We start from the raw sequence: 23421 nt of genomic DNA, 5'->3' as shown, positions 1-23421 counted from the left end.
GAGGACCTACTTCCGCTTGGTCAGGTCGTAGAAGGTGGACCCGTCGAGGGTGACCTTCTCGAAGGTGGCCGCGACCCATGTGGCGATCGCGGAGCTGGTCCCGCCGCCCGGCCCCATCCGCATCCCGCCGCCCTCGCCGGAGCCGACGAAGTAGTGGATGCGGCCCTGGGCCACGTACTGCTTGAACTGGGCGAGGGTCGGCGACGGGTCGCTGCCGTTGAAGCCGCCGATCGCCATCACCGGCTTCCCGGTGGCGAGCTGGTAGCTGGCCGCGTTCTGCGCGCCGACCGCCGCGGCGACCCAGGTGTACGCGCCGGCGTCCGCCGAGAGCGCCGCCTTCGTCGCGCTGCCGACGCTCGCGCCGTTGAGGAGACCGCCGGCGCCGCCGGGCCCGCCGGGGGCGGTGGGAGCGCGTCGGGAACCGTCGCGGCCGAGGCCGCCGGCCTGTCCGTCCTGGCCGCCCTGTCCGTCCTGGCCGCCCTGTCCGTCCTGGCCGCCGCCCGGGAACTGACCTCCGCCCGGGAACTGGCCGCCGCCGGGTGCCGTGCCCGGGGCGGGGGGTGTGCCGCCGGGGTTGCCGGGGAGTGCCTGGTTGCCGGGGGCCGTGCCCTGGACGCCGCCCCGGCCGTCAGGCCCGTACGAGAGGAAACGCATTCCGCCCGGGCCGCCGCGGCCGCCCGCCGGGCCCGCGGTCACGATCGAGCCCTGGTGCCCCGCGTCCACCGTCGCCAGCGTGTACGCGACCGGCCCCGCGAGCCCCGCCGCGAGCCCGAGGCCCGCGAAAGCCAGGCCGAGCCTCCGGTCCGACCGGCCCGCGAACACCAGCCCCGCGGCGGCCACGAGCCCCGCCACCAGCACCGTCGTACGCAGCCACGGCAGCCAGTCCGGCGTGCGGCCCAGCAGCGTGTACGCCCACCAGGCCGTGCCGGCCACCGTCGCCGCCAGCGCCGCCGACGCGGCCCAGCGGCCGCGCTCCTCCCACAGCACCGCCGCGCCCATGCCGACGAGCGCCGCGAGGTACGGGGCCAGGGCGATGGTGTAGTACTCGTGGAAGATCCCCGCCATGAAGCTGAACACGGCCACGGTCGTCAGCAGCGCCCCGCCCCAGACCAGGAACGCGGCCCGCGCCGTGTCCGTGCGCGCCGCCCGCCGGGTGACGACCAGTCCGGCGACCAGCAGGATCAGCGCGGCCGGCAGCAGCCAGGAGATCTGCCCGCCGACCGAGTCGTTGAACATCCGCCCGAGACCGGTCTCGCCCCAGCCGCCACCGCCACCCATGGCGCGGCCGCCGCCGGGCAGCTGCTCGACGCCCTCGGGCAGACTCATGCCTCCGCGAGCCGCGCCCCCTCCGACGCTGCCGACCTCGTCGCCGTTGAGCCGGCCGAGTCCGTTGTAGCCGAAGGTCAGCTCCAGGAAGCTGTTGTTCTGCGAGCCGCCGACGTACGGCCGCGAGGACTTCGGCCACAGCTCGACCACGGCCACCCACCAGCCGCCGGACACCACCAGCGCGAGCCCCGCGAGGGCGAGTTGCCCGAGACGGCGGCCGATCCGGACCGGGGCGCACACCGCGTACACCACGGCCGGCGCCGGCAGCACCAGGAACGCCTGCAGCGTCTTGGCGAGGAACGCGAGACCGAGCGCCACCCCCGCCCACACCAGCCACTTCGTCGCGCCCTGCTCCAGCGCCCGCAGTACGCAGTACACGGCGACCGTCGACAGCAGCGCGAGGAGCGCGTCCGGGTTGTTGAACCGGAACATCAGCGCCGCCACCGGCGTGAGCGCCAGCACCGTGCCCGCGAGCAGTCCCGCCCCGGCCCCGAACCGCCGCCGCACCGCGGCGTACAGGACGGCGACCGTCGCCACGCCCATCAGCACCTCGGGCACCAGGATCTGCCACGAGCCGAGACCGAACAGCCGCACCGACAGCGCCATCGGCCACAGCGCGGCCGGCGGCTTGTCCACGGTGATGGCGTTGCCCGCGTCGAGCGAGCCGAAGAAGAAGGCCTTCCAGCTCTCGCCGCCCGCCTGCGCGGCGGCGGAGTAGAAGGAGTTGGCGTAGCCGGAGGCGCTCAGGTTCCACAGGTAGAGCAGGCCGGTGGCCAGCAGCAGGGCGAGGAGGGCGGGCCGCGCCCAGGGGGCGTCGTCGGCCCGCCCGCGCCACAGCCGTCGGAGCACAGTCGTCGTCATCGGTCGTCCTTGGAAGTGGATCGCTCCGGAAACACCCAGAGCCGGAAGAGAAGGAACCGCAGCACCGTCGCCGCGAGGTTGGCGGTGATCAGCACCGCGAGTTCGGCGGAGTGCCCCGGGGCGCCGGTCGCGGCGCTCAGCGCGGCGAGCGAGCCGCTGGTCAGGGCCAGCCCGATGCCGAAGATCACCAGCCCCTGCGCCTGGTGGCGCAGCGCGCGGGCCCGGCCCCGTACGCCGAAGGTGAGCCGCCGGTTCGCGGCGGTGTTGGCGATCGCGGAAAGCAACAGGGCGGCGGCATTGGCAAGTTGAGGACCGACACCGAGCCGGAAGCCGGAGTACAACGCCAGGTGCAGCACCGTGGACAGCACCCCCACCGCGCAGAACCCGACCAGCTGCCGGGTCAGCCCGCGCGGCACCCCGGACAGTTCGCGGTCCCGCGGGTCGTCCCCGAACGGCCGGGACAGCCGCTCCAGCGGCAGCGAGCCGGTCGCGAGCGCCCGCCCCACGCGCCAGACGCCCTTGAGGTCCTCGGTCGCCGTCCGCACGATGTGCACGGTCGAGTCCGGGTCGTCGACCCAGTCGACCGGCACCTCGTGGATCCGCAGCCCGGCCCGCTCGGCCAGCACCAGCATCTCCGTGTCGAAGAACCAGCCGGTGTCCTCGACCATCGGCAGCAGCCGCTCCGCGACCTCCCGCCGGATCGCCTTGAACCCGCACTGCGCGTCGGAGAACCGCGCGGCCAGCGAGCCGCGCAGGATCAGGTTGTACGCCCGGGAGATCAGCTCCCGCTTCGGCCCGCGCACCACCCGCGAGGAGCGGGCCAGCCGGGAGCCGATCGCCAGATCGGAGTGGCCCGAGATCAGCGGGGCGACCAGCGGGAGCAGCGCGTTCAGGTCGGTGGACAGGTCCACGTCCATGTACGCGAGGACGGGCGCGTCCGAGGCGGACCACACGGTCCGCAGCGCCCGCCCCCGGCCCTTCTGCTCCAGGCGCGCCGAGCGCACCTCGGGCACGGTCGCGGCCAGCCGGGCCGCGATCTCGGGGGTGCCGTCGGTCGAGGCGTTGTCGGCGACCGTGATCCGGAAGGCGTACGGGAACGTGGCGGCGAGGTGCGCGTGCAGCCGCCGGACGCAGGGCTCGAGGTCCTTCTCCTCGTTGAACACGGGGATCACGACATCGAGTACGGGCGGCCGGCCGGCGCCGCCCACGGGCAGGTGCTCGCGGGCGGGGAGGGCCCCCGCCAGGGTGTCGGTTCGCATGCCCCAGACGGTTCCGGGGCCCGCTGTCACACCTGTGTGATGAGGCTGTGCACCGGCTGTGAGCTGCGATCCTCCGGCGTCCTGGGCGTCCTGGGCAGCCGCACGGAGAACGTCGTCCGCCCGGGGACTGACTCGACCGTCGCCTCGCCGCCGTGCGCGGCGACGACGGCCCGCACGATCGACAGCCCGAGCCCGGTGGAACCGGCGTGCCGGGACCGGGAGGCGTCGCCGCGGGCGAACCGCTCGAACACGTGCGGCAGCAACTCGGCCGGCACGCCCGGCCCCTCGTCCTCCACGTCGACCACCGCCCACGCCCCCTCGGTCCGCAGCCGCGCGGTCACCTTGGTCCCGGGCGGCGTGTGGGCGCGGGCGTTGCCGAGCAGGTTGAGCAGGACTTGGTGCAGCCGGGCGGCGTCACCGTGGACGGTGACGGGGGAGAGGGAGTCGGGGGACTCAGGGGGCTTGGGGGGCCCGGTGGACTCAGGGGACTCGGGGTGCCCCGTGGACTCGTCCGGAACGGCGTACTCCGCCGGCCCCGCAGGCAGTTCGAGGCGCCAGCCGTGGTCCGGCCCGGCCGCACGCGCGTCGCTCACCGCGTCCACGACCAGCGACGCCAGATCGGTGTCCCGCAGATCGAGCGGGCGGCCGGCGTCCAGCCGGGCGAGCAGCAGCAGGTCCTCCACCAGCCCGGTCATCCGGACGGCCTCCGACTCGATCCGGCCCAGCGCGTGCCGGGTGTCGGGCCCGCACTCCTCCGGGCCGCGCCGGGTCAGCTCCGCGTACCCGCGGATCGAGGCGAGCGGCGTGCGCAGCTCGTGGCTGGCGTCGGCGACGAACCGCCGGACCCGCGTCTCGCTCTGCTGCCGGGCGTTCAGGGCCGCGTCGACGTGGTCGAGCATCCGGTTGATGGCCGCGCCGACCTGCCCGACCTCGGTGCGCGGATCGGCCTCCGGCACCCGCTGGTGCAGGGCCGGTTCGCCGCTGTGCAGGGGGAGTTCGGCGACCTGGGTGGCGGTGGCAGCGACTCTTCTGAGAGGCCGGAGTGCGATGCGTACGAGGGCGGTGCCGGCCAGGGAGGCGGCGACGAGTCCGGCGCCGGTGACGCTCAGCTCGACCACGATCAGCGTGGACAGCGCGTCCTCGACCTCGGCGATCGGGATGCCCACGAGGTACTCGCCGTGCGCCCCGACCGCGTACGCGATGCGGTAGGAGCCGAGCCCGGGCAGCTCGGCGGTGTGCGGCTCGCCGTCGCGGGGGACGTCGTCGAGCGCGGTGCGCTGCGCCTCGTCCAGGGCGCGCAGCCGGTAGCGGGGGCGCTCCTCGTCGTCCGCGACCTCGCTGGAGACCGCGGCGGTGCGCAGCTCCCCGTCCAGGAGCAGCGCGCCGAGCGTGCCGAGCGGGGCGCCGGGACCGCTGAGGAAGCCCATCGGGTCCTTCTGCCGCAGCCCGTCGAACCCCGGCACGCCGCTGCCCGGGTCCGGGAGCATCGCGACGGGCGGCGGCCCGGCGGCCCGTCCGGCCACCTCCCCCAGCCGGCCGTCGGCCTGGTCGTACAGGTACGACCGGAACGCGATCGTGGTCACCGTGCCGATCACGGCGGCGACCACGGCGATCAGGACGACGGCGGAGACGACGAGCCGCGTCCGCAGGGACAGGGGCCCCCGAAAACGCCCGAGGACCGCTCGCACCCCTGTCCCCGCTCGCACCGCGCTCCCCGCACTCCCACCTCGCACCGATCTCCCCGCACGCACCCCGCTCACCTGCTACTCCGCGGGCTTGATGAGATACCCGGCCCCGCGCCGCGTGTGGATCATCGGCGCCCGTCCGGCGTCGATCTTCCGCCGCAGATAGGAGATGTACAGCTCGACGACGTTGGCCTGGCCCCCGAAGTCGTAGGACCACACCCGGTCCAGGATCTGCGCCTTGCTGAGCACCCGCCGCGGGTTGCGCATCAGATACCGCAGCAGCTCGAACTCGGTCGCGGTCAGGTGGATCGGCTCGTCGCCGCGGGACACGTCGTGGCTGTCCTCGTCGAGCCGCAGGTCGCCGACGACGAGGACGGAGTCGTCGCGGGCGGCCACCGCCGCGCCGGAACGCCGGATCAGGCCGCGCAGCCGGGCGACGACCTCCTCCAGGCTGAACGGCTTGGTGACGTAGTCGTCGCCGCCGGCGGTGAGCCCGGCGATCCGGTCCTCCACGGCGTCCTTCGCGGTGAGGAACAGCACCGGCACGTCGGGCAGTTCGCGGCGCAGCCGGCCGAGGACGGCGAGCCCGTCCATGTCCGGCAGCATCACGTCGAGCAGCACGGCGTCCGGCCGGAACTCGCGCGCGGTGCGGAGCGCCGAGGCGCCGTCGCCGACGCTGTGCACCTCCCAGCCCTCGTAGCGCAGGGCCATGGAGAGCAGTTCGGTGAGCGACGCCTCGTCGTCGACGACGAGCACGCGTACGGCCGTACCGTCCGGTCTGAGCATGTCGGTTCGCCCCCGGGGCGTCGTGGCGGTCATGGGACCACGCTCTTCGGGGGTGCTGAGAGCGTCCTTGGCGCTATCTGTGAATTCCCTGAGAAACCGACGGAAGCGGAAGCCCGAAGAGGCGGGCCGCGTTGTCGTGGCAGACACCGCGCAGCCAGTCGTCCCCCAGGTCGAGACGGGCGAGGGCGGCGAGCTGGTGCCCGTAGGGGTAGGGGATGTTCGGAAAGTCGGAACCGAGCAGGACGCGGTCCCCGAGGTCGAGCAGCCGCTTGAGCCCGGTGGCCGCGGGAAACGGCGCGAGCCGCTCGGCGAAGTCCGTGAAGGCCATCGTGGTGTCGAGATGCACCCCGTCGTACCGCTCGGCGAGCCCGAGGAAGTCGGCGTACTCCGGCATCCCCATGTGCGCGACGATCACCTTGAGCCGGGGATGCCGCGCGAGCAGCCGCCGCATGGGCTCCGGCCCGGTGTACCGCCCGGGCGCGGGCCCGGAACCGCAGTGGACGACGACGGGCAGGCCGGCGTCGGAGAGCTCCCCCCAGACCTCACGGAGGCTTTCGTCGTTCGGGTCGAAGTCCCCCACCTGAAGGTGCACCTTGAACACCCGCGCCCCGGCGTCGATCGCCTCCCGCACATAGGCGGGGGCGCCGGCCTCGGGATGGAAGGTGGCGGTGTGGAGGCAGTCGGGGGTCCGCGCGGCGAAGCCGGCCGCCCACTCGTTGAGCCAGCGGGCCATGCCGGGCTTGTGCGGGTAGAGCATGGCCGTGAACGCCCGCACGCCGAACCCGCGCAGCAGGTCGACCCGGCGGTCCTCCTCCTCGCGGTAGGCGATGGGCCAGGCGACGCCGGTGAGCGGCCCGACGGAGTCGAAGTACGCCCAGACCTTGTCGAGCACGTTCTGCGGCATGAAGTGCGTGTGCACGTCGACGAGCCCGGGCAGCCCGAGCGCCCGGGCGAAGGCGACAGGATCAGTGCTCATCGGCGGCGCGGTCGTAGGAGTAGCTCTGCTCGACGCGCCCGATGTGCACGCTGTACCGCTCGTACCAGTGCTCGCGGCCGTGCGCCTTCGCGGCACGGTGCTCGGCGTCGTCCCGCCAGGCGCTCAGCGACTCCAGGTCCCGGAAGTAGGCGACGGTGATCCCGATCCCGCCGGGCGTCCGGGCGGACTCGTACCCGAGGAACCCCGGCACGTCCTGGACGCGCTTGTGCATCCGCTCGACGGTCTCGGCGTACCCCTCGGGGTGCTCGGGCCGGACGGAGGTGAAGACAGCGGTGTAGTAGGGCGGTTCGAGCCCGGAGACGAGAGTGTGGGTCATGTGGATCACGATGCGCGGCGGGAAACGGGCCTGTCCAGGGCAGCATCCAAAAGGGATCCATCCCTTTACCTTCGGGCTCCGGCCGCCCTCGCCCCGCACGCTCCGCCCCTCAGAACAGCCCGCCCTGCTCCCCCACGGCGGCCCGCAGCACGGGCACGGTGACGTCCGCGTCGGCGGGAGCGGAGGCGAGTTCCCAGCCGCTGAGCAGCCGGGTGTCGAGCACCAGACACCGCCCGTCGCCGGCGAGCAGATGCAGATCGGGCCCGGCGGCGGCGAGCAGCCGCCCGGCGACGACCCCGCCGTCGACGAGCCCGGCGACGACACCGGACGGCGCGGGCAGACCGTCGAGCCCGAACACGGCCCCATGGTCGTACGCGGCGAACTCCACGGCCTCCAGGGTCTCCCCCCACCGGGGCACGGCACGGGCGAGCCGGTACAGGTCCTCGACCTCCCGCCCCCGCACCTCGGCCCCCGGCAGCGCATGCCGCACCGCCCGCTTGCGGGCGTACGGCACCCGGTCCGGCACCGACAGCGCCTGCCGCAGCACTTCCTCGGTCCTCCGGGCCGCCATCAGCGCCCCCCGCCCGAGCCAGCAGAAGGCGACGGCCCCCTGCTCCAGCAACCGCGCGGCCCCGCGCTCCTCGGCGGTGATCCCCACCTTCACCATCCCGGGCCCGAACCAGGCGAGGTACACCCGATAGACCCGCGGATCGTCGACGAACGTGTCCGCGGCAACGGAATGCACCCGCTCAAGCCGCGCACACTCGCCACACCGCCCCCCGGTGGAGGACGCGGAAACCCCGGCGCCCAAGGGACAGGGATTCCCCCGAGCCCCCACACACCCCCGCCGCCCGACCCCCCGAACGACCACGGCCTGCCCGTAACCCAGCCGCGAAACCCGCCCCCCGACCCACCGCAGAACGGGCCCGTCCGCGTCCCACCGCAGCCCGTCACAACGCCAGGTGGGCACGGAGGAACCGGCAGCGGATCGATACGGCGAACTCACACCCCGATGGTCCAACCTCAACCCCCCGAACCAAAACCGACCACCCCGGCCCCGTCCCGCCGAAGGAGTGTCCGGCCCGGCCCTGTTACACGGAGGCAATGCGCACAACAACGCAAGAGGCCCGGACTCTCGTCCGGGCCTCTCACCTGTGTGCACTCGGCAGGATTCGAACCTGCAACCTTCTGATCCGTAGTCAGATGCTCTATCCGTTAAGCTACGAGTGCTTGTTCTGTTGTTGTCTTCGCTCCCCGGCCTTTCGGCCCGCTCGCGGCGACAGGAAGAACATTACATGACTGCCGCCGCCATGTGAAATCCATTAGGTACACCCGTTGTGACCTGCGGAAACGTCCCAGGAACGGCGGAAGCCCCGGCCGTGGGGCCGGGGCTTCCTGTGGGGCGGAGGCGGAGGGATTTGAACCCTCGATGGGCTTTAAGGCCCAAACCGCATTAGCAGTGCGGCGCCATAGACCGGACTAGGCGACGCCTCCTTCACGCACTCGCGCGGGCGCGGGTGGTGCGTGCAGATGATGACACAGCCGAGCCGGGTGTCACCAATCGGTTCCCACCGTACTAGGCCGCGCGGCCGCAGGGCAAAGCCCTGCGCTTGCGCAACGACCGGGCGTGCGGAGCGTTAGAGCAGTCGGGGCCCTCACCCTCGCACCCTCCGCACCTCCCGGGAGTTCGCATGCTGCGCCGCCTCGTCCTCACCACGGCCACCGCCGCCCTCGCCCTCTCCGCCGCGCCGGCCGCCGGCGCGCTCCCCGTGCTGTCCGGGCTGCCGCCGCTGCCGTTGCTGTCGTCCACCCCCGACCGCCTCACCGTCACCGTCTCCAAGAGCGCCGACCCCGCCGCCAACGGGACCTTCGAGCTGGAGTGCGGCGCCGCCGGGGCGAGCGGCAACCACCCCGCCGCCGAGGACGCCTGCGCCCGGCTCGGGCAGCTCGACCGTGCGGGCGGGGACCCGTTCGCCGCGCCCGCCGACGGGCGCATGTGCACGATGCAGCACGGCGGCCCGGCCGTCGCGCGGATCACCGGCACCTGGCAGGGCCGCAGCGTCGACGCCCGCTTCAGCCGGACCGACGGCTGCGAGATCGCACGGTGGCAGAACCTGGAGCCCGTGCTCCCCAGCGTGCGCCGCTGAAACCCGACGGGCGCCCGGCGGGGCCCCTCCGGGGGGCGCACACCGCGCGGATCCGCAGGTCAGCGTGCGGATCATGTGCCCATGCCGTACGCCGGCCGCACACAACCTTGCGAAGTGCTCCCCCGCATCCGCCGTCGCGGCCGACGTCCCAGCCCTTAGACTCCTGCAGTGACAGGCTGAGGTCCGCGGGGCAAGATGGGGGCCCCGCCCGTCTGCAGGGGCAAGGCAGTGGTCAGGGAGGAACCGTCGTCGTGAGCAGCAGGCCATCCCGAGGCGCTGCTCGCCTCGCAGCGATACTCGACGCCCTCCCCGACGGCCTGGTGCTGGTCAACTGCAACGGCACGGTCGTCAACGCCAACACCATCGCGCTCGGGCTCTTCGAGTCCCCCGGCACCGCGCTCGTCGGCCGCGGTCTGCTCGATCTGCTGCCCGAGTTCGACTCCCGGCTCATCCCGGGCTCCATGCGCCGCCCCGACCCCGCGGACGACCACGGCCGGACGAGGCCCGCCCGGATGGTCGCGCGCCGCACCGACGGCAGCGAGTTCCCGGTCGAGGTGACCAGCGCGAGCCTGGAGGACGGCCGCGAGGCGTACGACTCGTCGTACTCGTCCTACACCGGCGACGAGCTGCTGATGCTCGTCGTCCGCGATCTCACCGGCACCGTCGACACCGAGGTCGAACTGGCCCGGTCGCAGCGGCAGACCGAGATGATCCTGCGCGCCGCGTCCGAGGGCGTCGTCGGCACCGACACCGACGGCCGTGTCGTCCTGGTCAACCCGGCCGCCGCCCAGATACTGGGCTTCCGCGCCGGCGACCTGGGCGGCAAGGAGCTGCACCCGCTGATCCTGCACTCGCGGCCGGACGGCGAACCGTTCCCGTACGCCGAGTCGCCGCTCGCCGACACGCTCCGGTCCGGCCGCAAGCACCGGGTCCGCGGCCAGGTGCTGTGGGCGAAGGACGGTTCGAAGGTCCCCGTCGACCTCACCACCGCGCCCGTCCGCGACGGCGACCAGCTCGTCGGCGCGGTCATGACCTTCACCGACCGGCGGCCGTACGAACAGCTGGAGGAGGAGCGCGCCTCCGAACTCACCCGGCGCGAGGAGCGGCACGCCGCCGAGCTGAGCGAGCGGGACGAGCGGTACGCCGCGGAGCTCGCCGAGCGCGAGGAGCGGTACGCCAAGGAGCTGGCCGAGCGGCAGGAGCGGCTGGAGGAGCTGGAGAAGCGGCACACCGAGCTGGCGTCCCGGCAGAAGCAGCTGACCGCCCTTCTCGACGAGTCGCTGCGCGGCCCGCTGGAGGACCTGCGCGCCGAGCTCTCGGGTCTGGCCGCGGACGACGCCGGCCAGCTGTGGCCCGAGGCCAACCAGCTGCTGCACCATCTCGCCGCGGGCTACGGCCGGATGACCACGCTCGTCGACAACGTCCTCGGATACCAGAGGCTGAACAGCGGCGCCGACGCGCTGGCCAAGGCGCCGGCGCTGCTCGACGGCGTCGTGACCGCCGGCATCGACGGCGCGGTCGAGCTCATCGGCCCCGGCCGGGCGCAGTTCGCGGTGCACGCGCCGCCGATCGAGGCGGAGGTGGACGCGCCGCGTCTGATCACCGCGCTCGCGCATCTCGTCGCGGACGTCGCCGGCGTCGACGCGACCGGCAAGGCGAAGGTGACCCCGGTCCCGGGCGGCGGCTACGTCGACTCGACCATCGTGGTCGCGGCCGCGCAGCGCGGCGACGTCGTGCGCATCGAGGTGCGCGGGCCGTCCGCCGGGGGCGACGCCGTGCACCAGCCCGTCGTGCGCGGGATCGTGGCCGCCCACGGCGGGGTGCTGCAGACCCACGAGGTGCCGGGGATGAGCGGCAGCGCGTACGTGCTGGAGGTGCCGATCGGCGCCGGGCGCGGCATGGTCGCGCCGGTACCCGTCGCCGAGGAGCCCGACGCCGCCCCCGCGCTGCCCGCGCAGCAGAGCGGCGACACCACCGGCGGCGGGCGGCGGCGCGCCCGGCGGTCGTCCACCGACGCGTTCCTGGAGAGCCCGATGGCTCCGGAGGACGGCCCGGCCGGCGATGTCGGTACCGGCACTGGCGTCGGCGTCGGCGTCGGCGTCGGTACCGGTGTGGCCGTCGTCGAGCCGAGCGGGCGTCGCCGTGGCCGTACGGAGGAGGCACCCGCGGCCGCCGAACTGATCCCGGCCCAGAACGCCGGCGCGGTCGAGCCCACGGGGCGCCGGCGCGGCCGTCCGGCCGAGGGCGCCGTGGTGACGGCGGCGGAGGGCGCCCAGGCGCGGCCCGCGCTCGGCGACACCGTGCCGCCGCAGGGCGTCCCGGCGGACGCCGCGGCCGTCCCCGCGACCCGCTCCGGCCGCCGCGCCCGCCGCGCGGCCCCGGAGGCGCTCCCGGCCCTGCCGTCCGCCGCCCCGTCGAACGCCCCCGGCCCCGCAGCGCTGCCCCCGGCCACCGCCCGGAGCGGCCCGGAGGGCCCCCACGCGACCCAGGTCCCGGCCCCGACGTCCGGCGTCCCCGCTCTGCCTGCTGCCGGTACGCCGGCAACGGGCGTACCGGGCCCGGGCGTCGGGCTGACGCCCGTCGGCGCACAGGGCGCGGCCGTGCCGCCCCCGACGGGCCTGCCGGCTCCCACAGGCGGGGTGCCCACGGGTCCCGTGCCCTTGGGCGCCGTCGGCAGCTCGACGCCCGCCGCCGGCGTGCCGGCCGGTGTACCGGCCCCGGCCGCCGCCGCGATGCCCACCGGACCGGTCCCCACCGCGCCCGACCCGAGGGTGCCCACCCCGTCCGACCCCCGGGTGCCCATGCCGCCCGCCCACGGCGTGCCCGACGGCGCAGCCGTCGCGGCGGCAACCGGCGTGCCGGGCACCGCCGTCGGGCTCGTGCCCGTGGCCGCCCACGGCCACCCCGACTCCGATGCCCCGGCTCCCGCCGACGGCACCCCGCCGCACGGCACCGACGCCTCGCGCCCCACCGGGCGGCGGCGTCGGGCGCTCGGCGGGGCGACGGCCGAGGGCGAGGAGGCGCGGGCGCCGTTCGCGCTGCCGCCCGCCGAGGCGGACCGGCAGGACGCGGAGGACGAGGGCCGGCACGACGCCGCGCGCGACGAGCCCGACGCGGACCACACCCCGCCGCAGCCGCACCCGCTGCCCTCCGGCCGCCGCCGCGCGGCCACGGCGACGCCCACGCCCGCAGCCACGCCCACCGTGCAGGAGAGCGGCACCGGTTCCGTACCGCTGCCGCCCGAGCTGCCCATGCCGCCCGCCGCCGCCCGCGCCGCGCAGCCGCTCCCCGCGGAGGCCCCGGCCGGCGAGACCACGCAGGGGCGGGCGTTCAGCGTGCGCACCCTCGGCCAGGGCGTGCCGTTCGCGCAGCAGATCGCCACGCAGCAGAACGGCTCCGGCCGCCGCCGCAAGCTGGCGACCCCGCCCGCGGACGACCGTCCCCTGCCGCTGCCCGCCGCCGAGCCGCCGGCCCCCGCGGCCAAGGCCCCGGCCGCCCCGCAGCCCGTGCCGCCGCCCAAGCTGATTCCGCCCGCGGAGGGCCGCTCCTACGCCATAGGGGCGCCCGACGAGGACGCCGACGAGGGCCCCGAGCCGCTGGACGGGCCCGGCGGCGCGGTCGAGATCGCCAACCAGCCGGCCCCGCAGCCCGTCGACGACGAGCTGCCGCCGGAGCCGCTCGACAATCCGCGCCGGCTGCTCGTCTGGCCCGCGCCGGACGTCGCCACGCAGCAGGCGCTGAGCGACCGCGGCTACCGGCCGGTGATCGTGCACTCCCGCGAGGAGGTCGACGCGCAGATCGCCGCCTTCCCGGCCGCGCTGTTCGTCGACCCGCTGACCGGCCCCATCACCCGTACCGCGCTCCAGTCGCTGCGTCAGGCGGCCGTCGCGGCCGAGGTGCCGGTGCTGCTGGCGGCCGGGCTCGGGCAGGCGACGCGGGAGGCCGCGTACGGCGCCGATCCCGCCGTCCTGCTCAAGGCGCTCGCGCCGCGCGACAGCGAGCAGCACCCGTCCCGCGTGCTGCTCATCGAGGAGCACGACGACATCGCGCACGCGCTGACGGCGACCCTCGAACGGCGTGGGATGCAGGTGGCGCGGGCCGCCGCGGACACCGACGCGGTCGCGCTGGCGACGCAGACCCGGCCGAACCTCGTGGTGATGGACCTGATGCAGGTGCGCCGCCGGCGCGCCGGGATCATCGACTGGCTGCGCGCCAACGGCCAGTTGAACCGCACTCCGCTGGTCGTCTACACGTCCGCCGGGCTCGACGAGGAGGAGCTGCCGAAGCTGTCCTCGGGCGAGACCGTGCTCTTCCTGGCGGAGCGGTCCACGAGCGACGAGGTCCAGGCCCGGATCGTCGACCTGCTGGCGAAAATCGGCACGAACTGAGCTCAGCGCGAAGGGGGTTCACCGTCCCGGACAGTGAACCCCCTCGTACGTACTGCGCTTCCTACAGCGTCGTGACGTCCAGCTCCCCGTCCGCGTACTGCTTCCGGATCACCTTCTTGTCGAACTTGCCGACGCTCGTCTTCGGCACGGCCGGGACCAGCGCCCAGCGCTCGGGCAGCTGCCACTTGGCGATGCTCTCGCCGAGGAACGTCCGCAGCGTCTGATAGTCGGCCGTCGCGCCGTCCTTGAGGACGACGGTCGCCAGCGGCCGCTCGCCCCACTTGTCGTCCGGCACCGCGACGACCGCCGCCTCGGCGACCTCCGGGTGGGCCATCAGCGCGTTCTCCAGCTCGACGCTGGAGATCCACTCGCCGCCGGACTTGATGACGTCCTTCGCCCGGTCGGTGAGCGTGAGGTAGCCGTCCGCGCTGATCACGCCGACGTCGCCGGTGCGCAACCAGCCGTCCGGGCTGAACTTGTCCTCCGGGACGAGCGGTTCGCCCTCGGTGCCGCCGTAGTACGCGGCCGCGATCCAGTTGCCGCGCACCTCCAGCTCGCCGGCGGACGTGCCGTCCCAGGGCAGCACCGAGCCGTCGGGGGAGATCAGCCGGGCCTCGACGCCGGCCGGGAAGCGGCCCTGCGAGACGCGGTACGGCCACTCCTCCTCGGGGGTGAGGCCGGCCGGCGGGTGGCCGACGGAGCCGAGCGGGGAGGTCTCCGTCATGCCCCAGGCGTGGACGACCCGGACGCCGAGCTTGTCGTACGCCTCCATCAGGGCCGGCGGGCATGCCGCGCCTCCGATGGTGACGGTCTTCATGCAGGAGATGTCGCGGCTGTTCGCGGTGACCTCGGCGAGCAGGCCCTGCCAGATGGTGGGGACGGCGGCGGCGTGGCTGGGCTGCTCGCGCTCGATCATCTCGGCGAGCGGGGCGGGCTGCAGGAAGCGGTCGGGCATCAGCATGTTGATGCCGGTCATGAAGGTGGCGTGCGGCAGGCCCCAGGCGTTGACGTGGAACTGCGGGACGACGACGAGGGTCGTGTCGCGGTCGTTCAGGCCCATCGACTCGGTCATGTTGACCTGCATGGAGTGCAGGTAGATCGAGCGGTGCGAGTAGACGACGCCCTTGGGGTCGCCGGTGGTGCCGGAGGTGTAACACATGGCCGCGGCGCGGCGTTCGTCCAGCTCCGGCCAGGCGTACGCGGTCGGGCGGCCGGCGATCAGCTCCTCGTACTCGTGCACGCGCGCCGTCGCGCCGTCCAGGACGGAGCGGTCGCCGGGGCCGGAGACGACGACGTGCTCGACGCTCGGCAGGTGCGGCAGGATCGGGGCGAGCAGCGGCAGCAGGGAGCCGTTGACGAGCACGACCTTGTCGGCGGCGTGGTTGACGATCCAGACCAGCTGCTCGACGGGGAGGCGGAGGTTCAGGGTGTGCAGGACCGCGCCCATGGACGGGATGGCGAAGTACGCCTCCACGTGCTCGGCGTTGTTCCACATCAGGGTCGCCACGCGGTCGTGGTCCCGGACGCCGAGCTCGTCGCGCAGGGCGTTCGCCAGCTGGGCGGCGCGGGCGCCGGCCTCGGCGAAGGAGCGGCGATGCGGCTCGGCCTCGCCGGTCCACGTGGTGATCGTGGACTTCCCGTGGATCGTCATCCCGTGCTGGAAGATGCGGGTAACGGTCAGCGGTATGTCCTGCATGGTGCTCAGCACGGCGTCCTCCCGGTGGGCGCTACGTGGCTTGAAACGGTGTGCAGATTCTGCGCACATACCACGCGGTATGTCACTACCCGGGAGCAGGGAAAACGAGAGAAGTGCCAGTGATCGCTGGCTGTGTGGTGCGGGGCGGCAAGCTGTACCCGTCCGCGTCCGTCAGCGGACCGGCGCCAGCTCCGGGTCCTCGCGGAGCTTGCCCAGCGCCCGGGAGACCGCGCTCTTCACCGTGCCGACGGACACCCCGAGCACCTCGGCCGTCTGGGCCTCGCTGAGGTCCTCGTAATACCTGAGGACGACCATCGCCCGCTGGCGGTCGGGGAGCTTCATCACCGCGCGCCACATCGCGTCGTGCAGCACCTGCTGCTCGGCCGGGTCAGGCGCGGGCAGCCCGAGCGGCTCCGGCACGTCGTCGCAGGCGAACTCGTCGACCTTGCGCTTGCGCCACTGCGAGGTACGGGTGTTCACCAGGGCGCGGCGGACGTAGCCGTCCAGGGCGCGGTGGTCCTCGATGCGCTCCCAGGCGACGAACGTCTTGGCCAGCGCGGTCTGCAGCAGGTCCTCGGCGTCGCTCGGGTTCGCGGTGAGCGAGCGGGCGGTGCGCAGCAGCACGGGTCCCCGGGCTCGTACGTACGACGAGAACGAGGCGTAGGCCGAGGGTCCGGCGGCGGAATGGGGCTTGGGCTTGGAGGCCCCGGCGCAGACGGGACCGGGTCGCGGAGTCATGCCTCCACGCTAGGAGCGGGTGCCGTACCGGGGGATCGGCCCCAGGTCCCGAACCCGGATCCGCCTCAGGTTGTAGGGGTGGGGACGGCCGGACCTCCTGAAGGTGGAGGGCGGAGTCAGGGTCGTCGGGGTCGGACGGGGAGCGGCCCCCGCCCGACGCCGTACGCGGCCCCCGCCCGACGCCGTACGCGGCCCCCGCCCGACCCCCGCGGCTCACGTCCCGTCCGGTCCCAGAATGAGGCCCGACGTGGGCACGCCGGTGCCCGCGGTCACCAGGGTGTGGGCCGCGCCGGGGACCTGGTTCACGGAGGTGCCGCGCACCTGCCGCACCGCCTCCGCGATGCCGTTCATGCCGTGCAGGTACGCCTCCCCCAGCTGCCCGCCGTGCGTGTTCAGCGGCAGCGCGTCCGCCGCGACGAAGTCCGCCGCCTCGCCCGGGCCGCAGAAGCCGAACTCCTCCAGCTGCATCAGCACGAACGGCGTGAAGTGGTCGTACAGGATGCCGACGTCGATGTCGCCGGGCCCGAGCCCCGACGTGCGCCACAGCTGCCGGGCCACCACGGCCGACTCCGGCAGCCCGGTCAGACCGTCGCGGTAGAAGCTGGTCATCGCCTCCTGGTTGCGCCCCGCCCCCTGCGCCGCCGCGACGACCACGGCCGGCGGCTGCGGCAGGTCGCGGGCCCGCTCGACCGAGGTGACGACCAGCGCCTGGCCGCCGTCGGTCTCCTGGCAGCAGTCGAGCAGCCGCAGCGGTTCGGCGATCCAGCGGGAGGCGGCGTGGTCGGCGAGCGTGATCGGCTTGCCGTGGAAGTACGCGGCCGGGTTGGTCGCCGCGTACCGCCGGTCTGTCACTGCCACGTGCCCGAACGCCTCCGGCGTCAGCCCGTACGCGTGCAGGTATCGCTGCGCGGCCATCGCGACCCAGGACGCCGGCGTGAGCAGCCCGTACGGCAGCTGCCAGCCGAGTGCCGCACCCTCGGCGGACGGCTCGCGGCGCTGCACCCCGGAGCCGAAGCGGCGGCCGGAGCGCTCGTTGAAGGCCCGGTAGCAGACGACGACGTCGGCGATGCCGGCCGCCACGGCGAGGGCGGCCTGCTGGACGGTCGCGCAGGCGGCGCCGCCGCCGTAGTGGATGCGGGAGAAGAAGGACAGCTCGCCGATGCCGGCCGCCTGCGCGACGGTGATCTCGGGGCTGGTGTCCATCGTGAAGGTGACCAGGCCGTCGACGTCGGCGGGGGTGAGCCCGGCGTCGTCCAGGGCCGCGTGGACGGCCTCCACGGCCAGCTTGAGCTCGCTGCGCCCGGAGTCCTTGGAGAACTCGGTGGCCCCGATGCCGGCGATCGCCGCCCGCCCGCCGAGCGCGTCCCTGTGCCGCAGGCTCATCGCGGCACCTCCACGGTGACCGTGCCGGTGACGTGGTTCCCGAGCCGGTTGGCGCCGACGATCCGCACCTGGACGGTGTCCCCGTCGGCCTCGGTGACGGTGCCGGTCAGCGTCATGGTGTCGCCGGGGTGGTTGGGCGCGCCGAGCCGGATCGCCACCTTGCGGAGCACGGCGCGGGGGCCGAGGCGGTCGGTGACGTACCGGCCGACCAGGCCGTTGGTGGTCAGGATGTTCATGAAGATGTCCGGGGAGCCCTTCTCGCGGGCCAGTTCGGCGTCGTGGTGCACGTCCTGGTAGTCGCGGGAGGCGATCGCGCCGGCGACGATCAGGGTGCGGGTGATGGGGAGGACGAGGGGCGGCAGCTCGTCGCCGGGCTTCAGCTCGTCGCCGGGCTTCAGCTCGTCGCCGGGCTTCATGAGGACTCTCCGATCGCGGTCGTCGCATGGTCGTCGGTGGCCAGCAACTCGCCCAGTTCCTGCAGCAGTTCCGCCCCGGGGCCGAGGTACGCGTCAAGCTGCCGGCCCCACAGGAAGTGCCGGTGCACCGGATGGTCGAGGTCCGCGCCCGCCCCGCCGTGGAGGTGCTGACCGGCGTGGACGACCCGCGTGCCCGCCTCGGACGCCCACCACGCCGCCGTCAGCGCCTGCTCGGCGCACGGCAGCCCCTCGTCGTACCGCCAGGCCGCCTCGTACGCGGTGACCCGGATCGCCTCCGTGTCCATGTACGCGTCCGCCGCCCGGAGTTGGACGCCCTGCCGGGTGGCCAGCGGCCGGCCGAACTGCTCGCGCCGGTTGACGTGGTCGACCGCGCGGGCGAGGGAGCCCGCGCAGACGCCCGCCTGGAGGCCGGCGAAGGCGATACGGGCGACGGCGAGCACGTCCTCGTACGCCCCGGGCCCGTCGCCGAGCCGTTCGCCGGGCGCGCTGTCGAGGAGCAGCCGGCCGGCCGACCAGGGGGCGGTGAGCTCGACGGGCTCGACGACCGCGTCCGCGGTGCGGACGATCCACAGGTTGCGTTCCTCGTCCGGTACGAGGACGTGGGTGGCGTCCCGCAGCCAGGGCGCCCAGGGGACCTCGCCGGTGAGCCGGCCGCCGGAGAAGTCCACGGGTACGGGGAAGGCCCCCGTCGCGATCGCCGAACCGTCGCGCAGCGCGGGCAGCAGCCGGGCACGCTGCTCGTCGGCGCCGTGCCGGGCGACGGCGAGGATCCCGTACACGGCGCTCGCCGCGAACGGCGTCTGCGCGGTGGTCCGTCCCTGCTCCTCCAGCATCAGGACGAGGCCGAGCAGCCCCAGCTCCTCGACGGCGGCGGGCAGTCCGGCCGCGCACAGCGCCTTCCACAGCTCGGCGTCCGTGCCGGTCCCGGCGGCGGCGAGCCGTTCGGGCGTGGCGAGGTCGCCGAAGATCCGTGCGGCCAGCTCCCGGGCCGCGGTCTGTTCCTCGGTGGGCGTGAAGTCCATGGTCACCCCTCGCTCCCCGGCAGCGCCCGGAACACCGGGAGCTCCAAGTCCTCGTCGTACCGCTGGAATTCGAGCCGTACGGGCATGCCGATCCGCACCTTGTCGTACGGCGCTCCGACGACGTTGCTGATCATCCGCACGCCCTCCGCCAGCTCGATCAGCCCGACCGCGTACGGGGGGTCGAACGCGGGGAAGGGCGGGTGGTGCATGACGACGTACGAGTGGACGGTCCCGTCCCCGCTCGCCTCGACGGTGTCCCAGTCCTGGCCGCCGCAGGCGTTGCAGCCGGGCAGCCACGGGAAACGGAGGGTTTGGCAGCCGGTGCAGCGCTGAATGAACAGCCGGTGCTCGGCGACGCCCTCCCAGAAGCCGGCGTTGTCGCGGTTGATCACGGGGCGGGGGCGAAGCGGCGCCGGCTCCGGTTTCGGTTTCGACTCCGGCTTCCTGCCTGCACGGGCAGGGGCGTACTTGAGCACCCGGAAGCGGTGCGTGCCGGCGAGTTCGCCGTCGACGCGGACGTCCATCCGGGTCGTGACGAAGTACCCGGTGCCGAGTTTCGTCGTCTTGCGCGGCGAGACGGACTCGATCAGGGAGTCGAAGGTGATCACGTCCCCGGGGCGCAGCGGCCGCAGGTACTCCTGCTCGCAGTCGGTCGCGACGATCGAGGTGCAGCCCGCCGCGTCGAGCAGGGCGGACATCTCGTCGTACGCGGAGGAGAGGCCGGCGTGCCCGGAAAGGCCGCCCATCGTCCAGGCCTGGAGCATGGTCGGCGGCGCGACGGCGTCCGGGCCGGCGTACGCGGGGTGGGCGTCGCCCATGGCCTCGCACCAGTGCCGGATCATGGGCTCGTTGACGGGGTCCTTGCCGCGCCCGCCGGTGGTGTTGGCCCGGCCCTCGAAGGTCTTGAGCCGCTCGTACAGCGGGTCGGAAGAAGCATCGTCGTGGTCACCTCGGCTCATCGCCGCCCCCTCGTCCGCATCCCGAGCCGCATGGTGGCGACGAGTTCCCGCTGGACCTCGCTGACCCCGCCGCCGAAGGTGTTGATCTGGGCCGCGCGGTTCATCCGCTCCAGCGCGCCCTCGCCGAGCGCGCCGTCGCCGAAGGCGCCGGGGGAGCCGGCGCGGACGAGTCCCGCGTCGCCGGCGATCTCCTGGCAGATCCGGTACACCTCGACCGCGGACTCGGTGCCCGCGAACTTCACCCCGCTCGCGTCCCCGGGCAGCAGCCGGCCGGCGCCGACGTCGCCGACCAGCCGCCAGTTGAGCAGCCGGGTGGCGGCGAGCCGGGCGTGCGCCTCGGCGGCCCGGGCCCGTACCCAGGGCTCGTCGATGCGGCGGCGGCCGGTGACGGGGTCGGGGGCGCGGGCGGCGGCGAGGGCGGCGGCGTAGAAGTCCTCGGCCTGCATGCCGATGGCGGCGAGGGCGACGCGCTCGTGGTTGAGCTGGTTGGTGATGAGCCCCCAGCCGCCGTTCTCCGCGCCGACGAGGTTGCCGGCGGGGACGCGGACGGCGTCGTAGTACGTGGCGGTGGTCGTCTGTCCGCCGACGGTCTCGATCGGCGTCCAGGAGAAGCCCGGGGCGTCGGTGGGCACGAGGACGATGGAGATCCCGCGGTGCGGGGCGGCGTCCGGGTCGGTGCGGCAGGCGAGCCAGATCCAGTCGGCGTTCTGGGCGTTGGAGGTGAAGATCTTCTGCCCGTCGACGAGCCAGTCTCCCCCGCTCCCGGCTTCGCTCGAGCGGGAGGTGCCCCCACCGTCGCGGACGGCCCGGGTGCGCAGGGAGGCGAGGTCGGTGCCGGCCTCGGGCTCGCTGTAGCCGATGGCGAAGACGAGCTCGCCGCGCAGGATGCGGGGGAGGAAGTACTGCTTCTGCGCGTCGGTGCCGTACTTCATGAGGGTCGGGCCGACGGTGTTGAGGGTGACCATGGAGACGGGCGCGCCGGCGCGGTACGCCTCGTCGAAGAACACGAACTGCTCGTCGGGGCCGCGGCCCCGGCCGCCGTACTCCTCCGGCCAGCCGAGCCCGAGCAGGCCGTCGGCGCCGATGCGGCGCAGCAGCCGGCGCTGGGCCTCGGGGGCGGCCGGGTCGCGGGGGTCCGGGGGGCCGTCGGGCATGAGCACGGCGAAGTACGCGCGGAGCTCGGCGCGCAGCCGGAGCTGCGGTGCGGTCGGGGCGAGGTGCACGGCGAGGGCCTCCCGGGATGCGCTCTCCGATCAGGACGTCAGGGTTTCTGACTGTCCGTCAGATACGAGGGCCCTGTCAAGGTGCCGGCGCGAGTGGCCCGCGTCGTCGTCCCGCACAACGGCGACGGCCCGCGGGCCGGTCACCACCACAGCGGGAAGAACGTCACGGAGGTGTTGTCCTGATCGATCGCGGTGAACGCGGAGCCGTTCACGCTGGCGTTGTTGCTCTGGTTGGAGGCGCCGGAGCCGGTGGCGACCTGCTGGCTGGTGGTCGAGTTGCCGAAGTTGTCGCCGCCCGCGCCGCTGCCGACGATCGAGGCCACGCTCGTGTTCGATCCGTCGTCCGCGAAGCCGCCGTTGTCGGCCTGGGCCACGCCGCCGAAGACCGCGACGGCGAGGGGGAGGGCGGCGACAGCGGCGACGACGCGGGCGGTACGGATGCCAGTCATGTTCATTTCCTCCAGAAACGCGGTGCAGACCTGCCTGCACCGGCAGAAGTACGGCTGTTTCCAAGGCAGTTGGCCGACCGCCTCGGTCGTTCTTCGCTGTTCACGACGTCGCGAGTCCAGAGTTGCCCAGCGAATCCCCGGCGAACCATCCCAGGGCGGTCGATTCCCCCTCAAGCGTGAGGACAAGTCGATAAACGTCCTTGATGAATGAAGCCGCAGGCAGAGGGCGAAACGAAACGCGAAACCGACCTGACGCCGAGTCGCCACAGGAGAGGAAAGGTTCCCCTGGATTCCCCCACTTCCCCGACAAATCGACATTCCCCCGACCCTGCGACTACCGATCTTCGAACGCATGTACGAAACTGGGGGCATGGCCTTCTCGGACCGGCAGACCGCCACCCTGGCCCTCGCCCACGCCCTGTCCGCGGCGGAGCGCGGGCTCCCCGTGATCCCCCTGTCCCCCACCAAGCTCCCGGCGCTGCGCTCCCCGCACCACGACGACGCCCCGGGCACCGCCCGCTGCCGCGGCGAGTGCGGCCTGCTCGGCCACGGCGTGCACGACGCGACCGCCGACCCGGCGGGCGTCCGGGCCCTGTTCGCGGCGGCGCCGTGGGCGACGGGCTACGGCATCGCCTGCGGCCGGCCGCCGCACCACCTGATCGGCGTCGACCTGGACACGAAGGGCGAGACGGACGCGGTGGCGGCGCTCCGCGAACTCGCGCTGCGCCACCTGTTCACGCTGCCGCCCACGGTCACGGTCCTCACGCCGAGCGGCGGCCGGCACCTGTGGCTGTCGGGCCCGCCGGACACGGTGGTCCCGAACTCGGCGAGCCGGCTCGCGCCCGGCATCGACATCCGCGGTACGGGCGGCTACCTGGTCGGCCCGGGCTCGGTCACCGCCCACGGCGCGTACCGCCTCGCCGAGGGCGCCGCCCGCCTGGACCCGGCGCCCTGCCCGCCGGCCCTCCTGGCCCTGATCGCCCCGCCGCGGCCCGCCCGCCACCGGGCGGGCGCCCCGCACGAGCCTCCGCCCCGCGGGGCGGGCCTGGTCCACTTCGTCCTGGCGGCGCACGAGGGCCAGCGCAACACCCGCCTGTTCTGGGCCGCCTGCCGCGCCTACGAGAACGGCCTGGGCGACAGCCTGACCGAGCAGCTGATCGTCGCGGCCGTCCGCACGGGCCTCACGGAGGAGGAGGCCCGTGCGACGGTGGCGTCAGCGGCCCGCCTGACGACCCGCGCCTGAGTGCTGCGCCCCGGAATGGGCGCCCCTCCGACCGTGCCGCCTGGGGGAAAACTGCCCGACGAGCTGCATCGCGAAAGGGCCGTACGGCAACCGGGTGACAGAACCCTCCGAACGAACGACACCCCCACAGCCCTCAAACGCTTGCCCGACAACCACACGGCCGCCGGGCCCACGCCTCGGGCTACATTCACCGGATGAACCTCGGGGAGCCAGTGAGCTGCGCATTCTGTATGGAAACCACCGACATCGACCCTTCCGGTGACGGCGTCACGTTGGAGATCACGCGGGCCGGGGAACCGTGCACGCAGTTCGTCTGGGCCCACCGGAGCTGCCTCGACGACCGACTTCACCGGCAGATCACCCGGGGCCCGTTGTTCGACGACTAGAAGCGTGCGAGCACGGCGCACGGACACGGAAGCGGGGGGGGGGGGGGGGGGGGGGTGGGGGGGGGGGGCGGGGGGGGGGGGGGGGGGGGGTGTTTTGAGAGCAGGGGTGGGAGACACCGC

Annotated in this window: 18 protein-coding genes and 2 tRNA genes; 3 read left to right on the top strand and 17 right to left on the bottom strand. The window is 74.1% G+C overall.

Features of this window, described 5'->3' with window-relative positions; genetic code table 11:
- Window positions 1-6: 6 nt before the first annotated feature.
- From ACGFMM_RS28810 to ACGFMM_RS28770, 9 genes are all read right to left on the bottom strand, one after another.
- Window positions 7-2187 (bottom strand): ArnT family glycosyltransferase, encoded by a 2181-nt coding sequence (locus ACGFMM_RS28810; protein WP_393649383.1) that lies wholly within the window; start codon window positions 2185-2187, stop codon window positions 7-9.
- Entirely contained in the window at window positions 2184-3446 is a 1263-nt protein-coding gene (locus ACGFMM_RS28805) for a glycosyltransferase (RefSeq protein WP_393649382.1), read from the bottom strand. Before ACGFMM_RS28805 ends, ACGFMM_RS28810 begins: the two co-directional genes overlap by 4 nt.
- A 26-nt stretch (window positions 3447-3472) precedes the next feature.
- Window positions 3473-5134: a sensor histidine kinase gene (locus tag ACGFMM_RS28800; RefSeq protein ID WP_393649381.1), complete on the bottom strand. Its 1662-nt coding sequence runs from the start codon at window positions 5132-5134 to the stop codon at window positions 3473-3475.
- Between the two features lie 75 nt (window positions 5135-5209).
- The gene (locus ACGFMM_RS28795; protein ID WP_393649380.1) at window positions 5210-5950 is read right to left on the bottom strand and encodes a response regulator transcription factor; all 741 of its coding nucleotides are present in this window, start codon (window positions 5948-5950) and stop codon (window positions 5210-5212) included.
- 40 nt (window positions 5951-5990) lie between these two features.
- Window positions 5991-6893, bottom strand: coding sequence for an amidohydrolase family protein (locus tag ACGFMM_RS28790; RefSeq protein WP_393649379.1), 903 nt, complete (start codon window positions 6891-6893; stop codon window positions 5991-5993).
- The gene (locus tag ACGFMM_RS28785) at window positions 6883-7230 is read right to left on the bottom strand and encodes an antibiotic biosynthesis monooxygenase family protein (RefSeq protein ID WP_393649378.1); all 348 of its coding nucleotides are present in this window, start codon (window positions 7228-7230) and stop codon (window positions 6883-6885) included. Before ACGFMM_RS28785 ends, ACGFMM_RS28790 begins: the two co-directional genes overlap by 11 nt.
- A gap of 109 nt (window positions 7231-7339) precedes the next feature.
- On the bottom strand, window positions 7340-8068 hold the full coding sequence (locus ACGFMM_RS28780; protein ID WP_393649377.1) for a DUF2797 domain-containing protein: 729 nt from the start codon (window positions 8066-8068) through the stop codon (window positions 7340-7342).
- Window positions 8069-8387: 319 nt separating this feature from the next.
- Window positions 8388-8460, bottom strand: a tRNA-Arg gene (locus ACGFMM_RS28775).
- A 173-nt stretch (window positions 8461-8633) separates the two neighbouring features.
- Window positions 8634-8724: transfer RNA gene (locus tag ACGFMM_RS28770), tRNA-Ser, on the bottom strand.
- 197 nt (window positions 8725-8921) lie between these two features.
- Here ACGFMM_RS28770 and ACGFMM_RS28765 point away from each other — a divergent pair.
- Window positions 8922-9377 (top strand): SSI family serine proteinase inhibitor, encoded by a 456-nt coding sequence (locus ACGFMM_RS28765; protein ID WP_393649376.1) that lies wholly within the window; start codon window positions 8922-8924, stop codon window positions 9375-9377.
- A gap of 251 nt (window positions 9378-9628) precedes the next feature.
- Complete coding sequence (locus ACGFMM_RS28760) at window positions 9629-13765, top strand: PAS domain-containing protein (protein WP_393649375.1); 4137 nt, start codon at window positions 9629-9631, stop codon at window positions 13763-13765.
- 61 nt (window positions 13766-13826) lie between these two features.
- On the opposite strand, the gene ACGFMM_RS28755 is transcribed toward ACGFMM_RS28760, so the two are convergent.
- From ACGFMM_RS28755 to ACGFMM_RS28720, 8 genes are all read right to left on the bottom strand, one after another.
- On the bottom strand, window positions 13827-15473 hold the full coding sequence (locus tag ACGFMM_RS28755) for a long-chain fatty acid--CoA ligase (protein ID WP_393649374.1): 1647 nt from the start codon (window positions 15471-15473) through the stop codon (window positions 13827-13829).
- Window positions 15474-15632: 159 nt separating this feature from the next.
- Window positions 15633-16199: a SigE family RNA polymerase sigma factor gene (locus tag ACGFMM_RS28750; RefSeq protein WP_393649373.1), complete on the bottom strand. Its 567-nt coding sequence runs from the start codon at window positions 16197-16199 to the stop codon at window positions 15633-15635.
- Window positions 16200-16412: 213 nt separating this feature from the next.
- Window positions 16413-17582: a lipid-transfer protein gene (locus tag ACGFMM_RS28745; RefSeq protein ID WP_393649372.1), complete on the bottom strand. Its 1170-nt coding sequence runs from the start codon at window positions 17580-17582 to the stop codon at window positions 16413-16415.
- The gene (locus tag ACGFMM_RS28740) at window positions 17579-17962 is read right to left on the bottom strand and encodes a MaoC family dehydratase (protein WP_393649467.1); all 384 of its coding nucleotides are present in this window, start codon (window positions 17960-17962) and stop codon (window positions 17579-17581) included. Before ACGFMM_RS28740 ends, ACGFMM_RS28745 begins: the two co-directional genes overlap by 4 nt.
- A gap of 32 nt (window positions 17963-17994) precedes the next feature.
- A complete protein-coding gene (locus ACGFMM_RS28735; RefSeq protein WP_393649371.1) occupies window positions 17995-19041 on the bottom strand; it encodes an acyl-CoA dehydrogenase family protein in 1047 nt (348 codons plus the stop codon).
- Window positions 19042-19043: 2 nt separating this feature from the next.
- A complete protein-coding gene (locus ACGFMM_RS28730) occupies window positions 19044-20000 on the bottom strand; it encodes a bifunctional MaoC family dehydratase N-terminal/OB-fold nucleic acid binding domain-containing protein (protein WP_393649370.1) in 957 nt (318 codons plus the stop codon).
- The gene (locus ACGFMM_RS28725; protein WP_393649369.1) at window positions 19997-21223 is read right to left on the bottom strand and encodes an acyl-CoA dehydrogenase family protein; all 1227 of its coding nucleotides are present in this window, start codon (window positions 21221-21223) and stop codon (window positions 19997-19999) included. The genes ACGFMM_RS28730 and ACGFMM_RS28725 overlap by 4 nt, the downstream gene beginning before the upstream one ends.
- 140 nt (window positions 21224-21363) lie before the next feature.
- On the bottom strand, window positions 21364-21672 hold the full coding sequence (locus ACGFMM_RS28720) for a hypothetical protein (RefSeq protein ID WP_393649368.1): 309 nt from the start codon (window positions 21670-21672) through the stop codon (window positions 21364-21366).
- 370 nt (window positions 21673-22042) lie between these two features.
- Between ACGFMM_RS28720 and ACGFMM_RS28715 the strand changes: the two genes are divergently transcribed.
- The gene (locus ACGFMM_RS28715) at window positions 22043-22915 is read left to right on the top strand and encodes a bifunctional DNA primase/polymerase (protein ID WP_393649466.1); all 873 of its coding nucleotides are present in this window, start codon (window positions 22043-22045) and stop codon (window positions 22913-22915) included.
- The last annotated feature ends 506 nt before the right edge of the window (window positions 22916-23421 follow it).

It is taken from the genome of Streptomyces sp. NPDC048604, assembly GCF_043199435.1.
Taxonomy (GTDB): domain Bacteria; phylum Actinomycetota; class Actinomycetes; order Streptomycetales; family Streptomycetaceae; genus Streptomyces.
The sequence above is the reverse complement of the archived record's forward strand: the minus strand, read 5'-3'. Positions and strand labels throughout refer to the sequence as shown.

What these genes read in the sequence shown, in the direction of transcription:
- ACGFMM_RS28810 (WP_393649383.1), bottom strand. Translation starts at nt 2,187, where the DNA reads ATGACGACGACTGTGCTCCGACGGCTGTGGCGCGGGCGGGCCGACGAC.
- ACGFMM_RS28805 (WP_393649382.1), bottom strand. Translation starts at nt 3,446, where the DNA reads ATGCGAACCGACACCCTGGCGGGGGCCCTCCCCGCCCGCGAGCACCTG.
- ACGFMM_RS28795 (WP_393649380.1), bottom strand. Translation starts at nt 5,950, where the DNA reads ATGACCGCCACGACGCCCCGGGGGCGAACCGACATGCTCAGACCGGAC.
- ACGFMM_RS28790 (WP_393649379.1), bottom strand. Translation starts at nt 6,893, where the DNA reads ATGAGCACTGATCCTGTCGCCTTCGCCCGGGCGCTCGGGCTGCCCGGG.
- ACGFMM_RS28785 (WP_393649378.1), bottom strand. Translation starts at nt 7,230, where the DNA reads ATGACCCACACTCTCGTCTCCGGGCTCGAACCGCCCTACTACACCGCT.
- ACGFMM_RS28765 (WP_393649376.1), top strand. Translation starts at nt 8,922, where the DNA reads ATGCTGCGCCGCCTCGTCCTCACCACGGCCACCGCCGCCCTCGCCCTC.
- ACGFMM_RS28750 (WP_393649373.1), bottom strand. Translation starts at nt 16,199, where the DNA reads ATGACTCCGCGACCCGGTCCCGTCTGCGCCGGGGCCTCCAAGCCCAAG.
- ACGFMM_RS28745 (WP_393649372.1), bottom strand. Translation starts at nt 17,582, where the DNA reads ATGAGCCTGCGGCACAGGGACGCGCTCGGCGGGCGGGCGGCGATCGCC.
- ACGFMM_RS28735 (WP_393649371.1), bottom strand. Translation starts at nt 19,041, where the DNA reads ATGGACTTCACGCCCACCGAGGAACAGACCGCGGCCCGGGAGCTGGCC.
- ACGFMM_RS28730 (WP_393649370.1), bottom strand. Translation starts at nt 20,000, where the DNA reads ATGAGCCGAGGTGACCACGACGATGCTTCTTCCGACCCGCTGTACGAG.
- ACGFMM_RS28720 (WP_393649368.1), bottom strand. Translation starts at nt 21,672, where the DNA reads ATGACTGGCATCCGTACCGCCCGCGTCGTCGCCGCTGTCGCCGCCCTC.
- ACGFMM_RS28715 (WP_393649466.1), top strand. Translation starts at nt 22,043, where the DNA reads ATGGCCTTCTCGGACCGGCAGACCGCCACCCTGGCCCTCGCCCACGCC.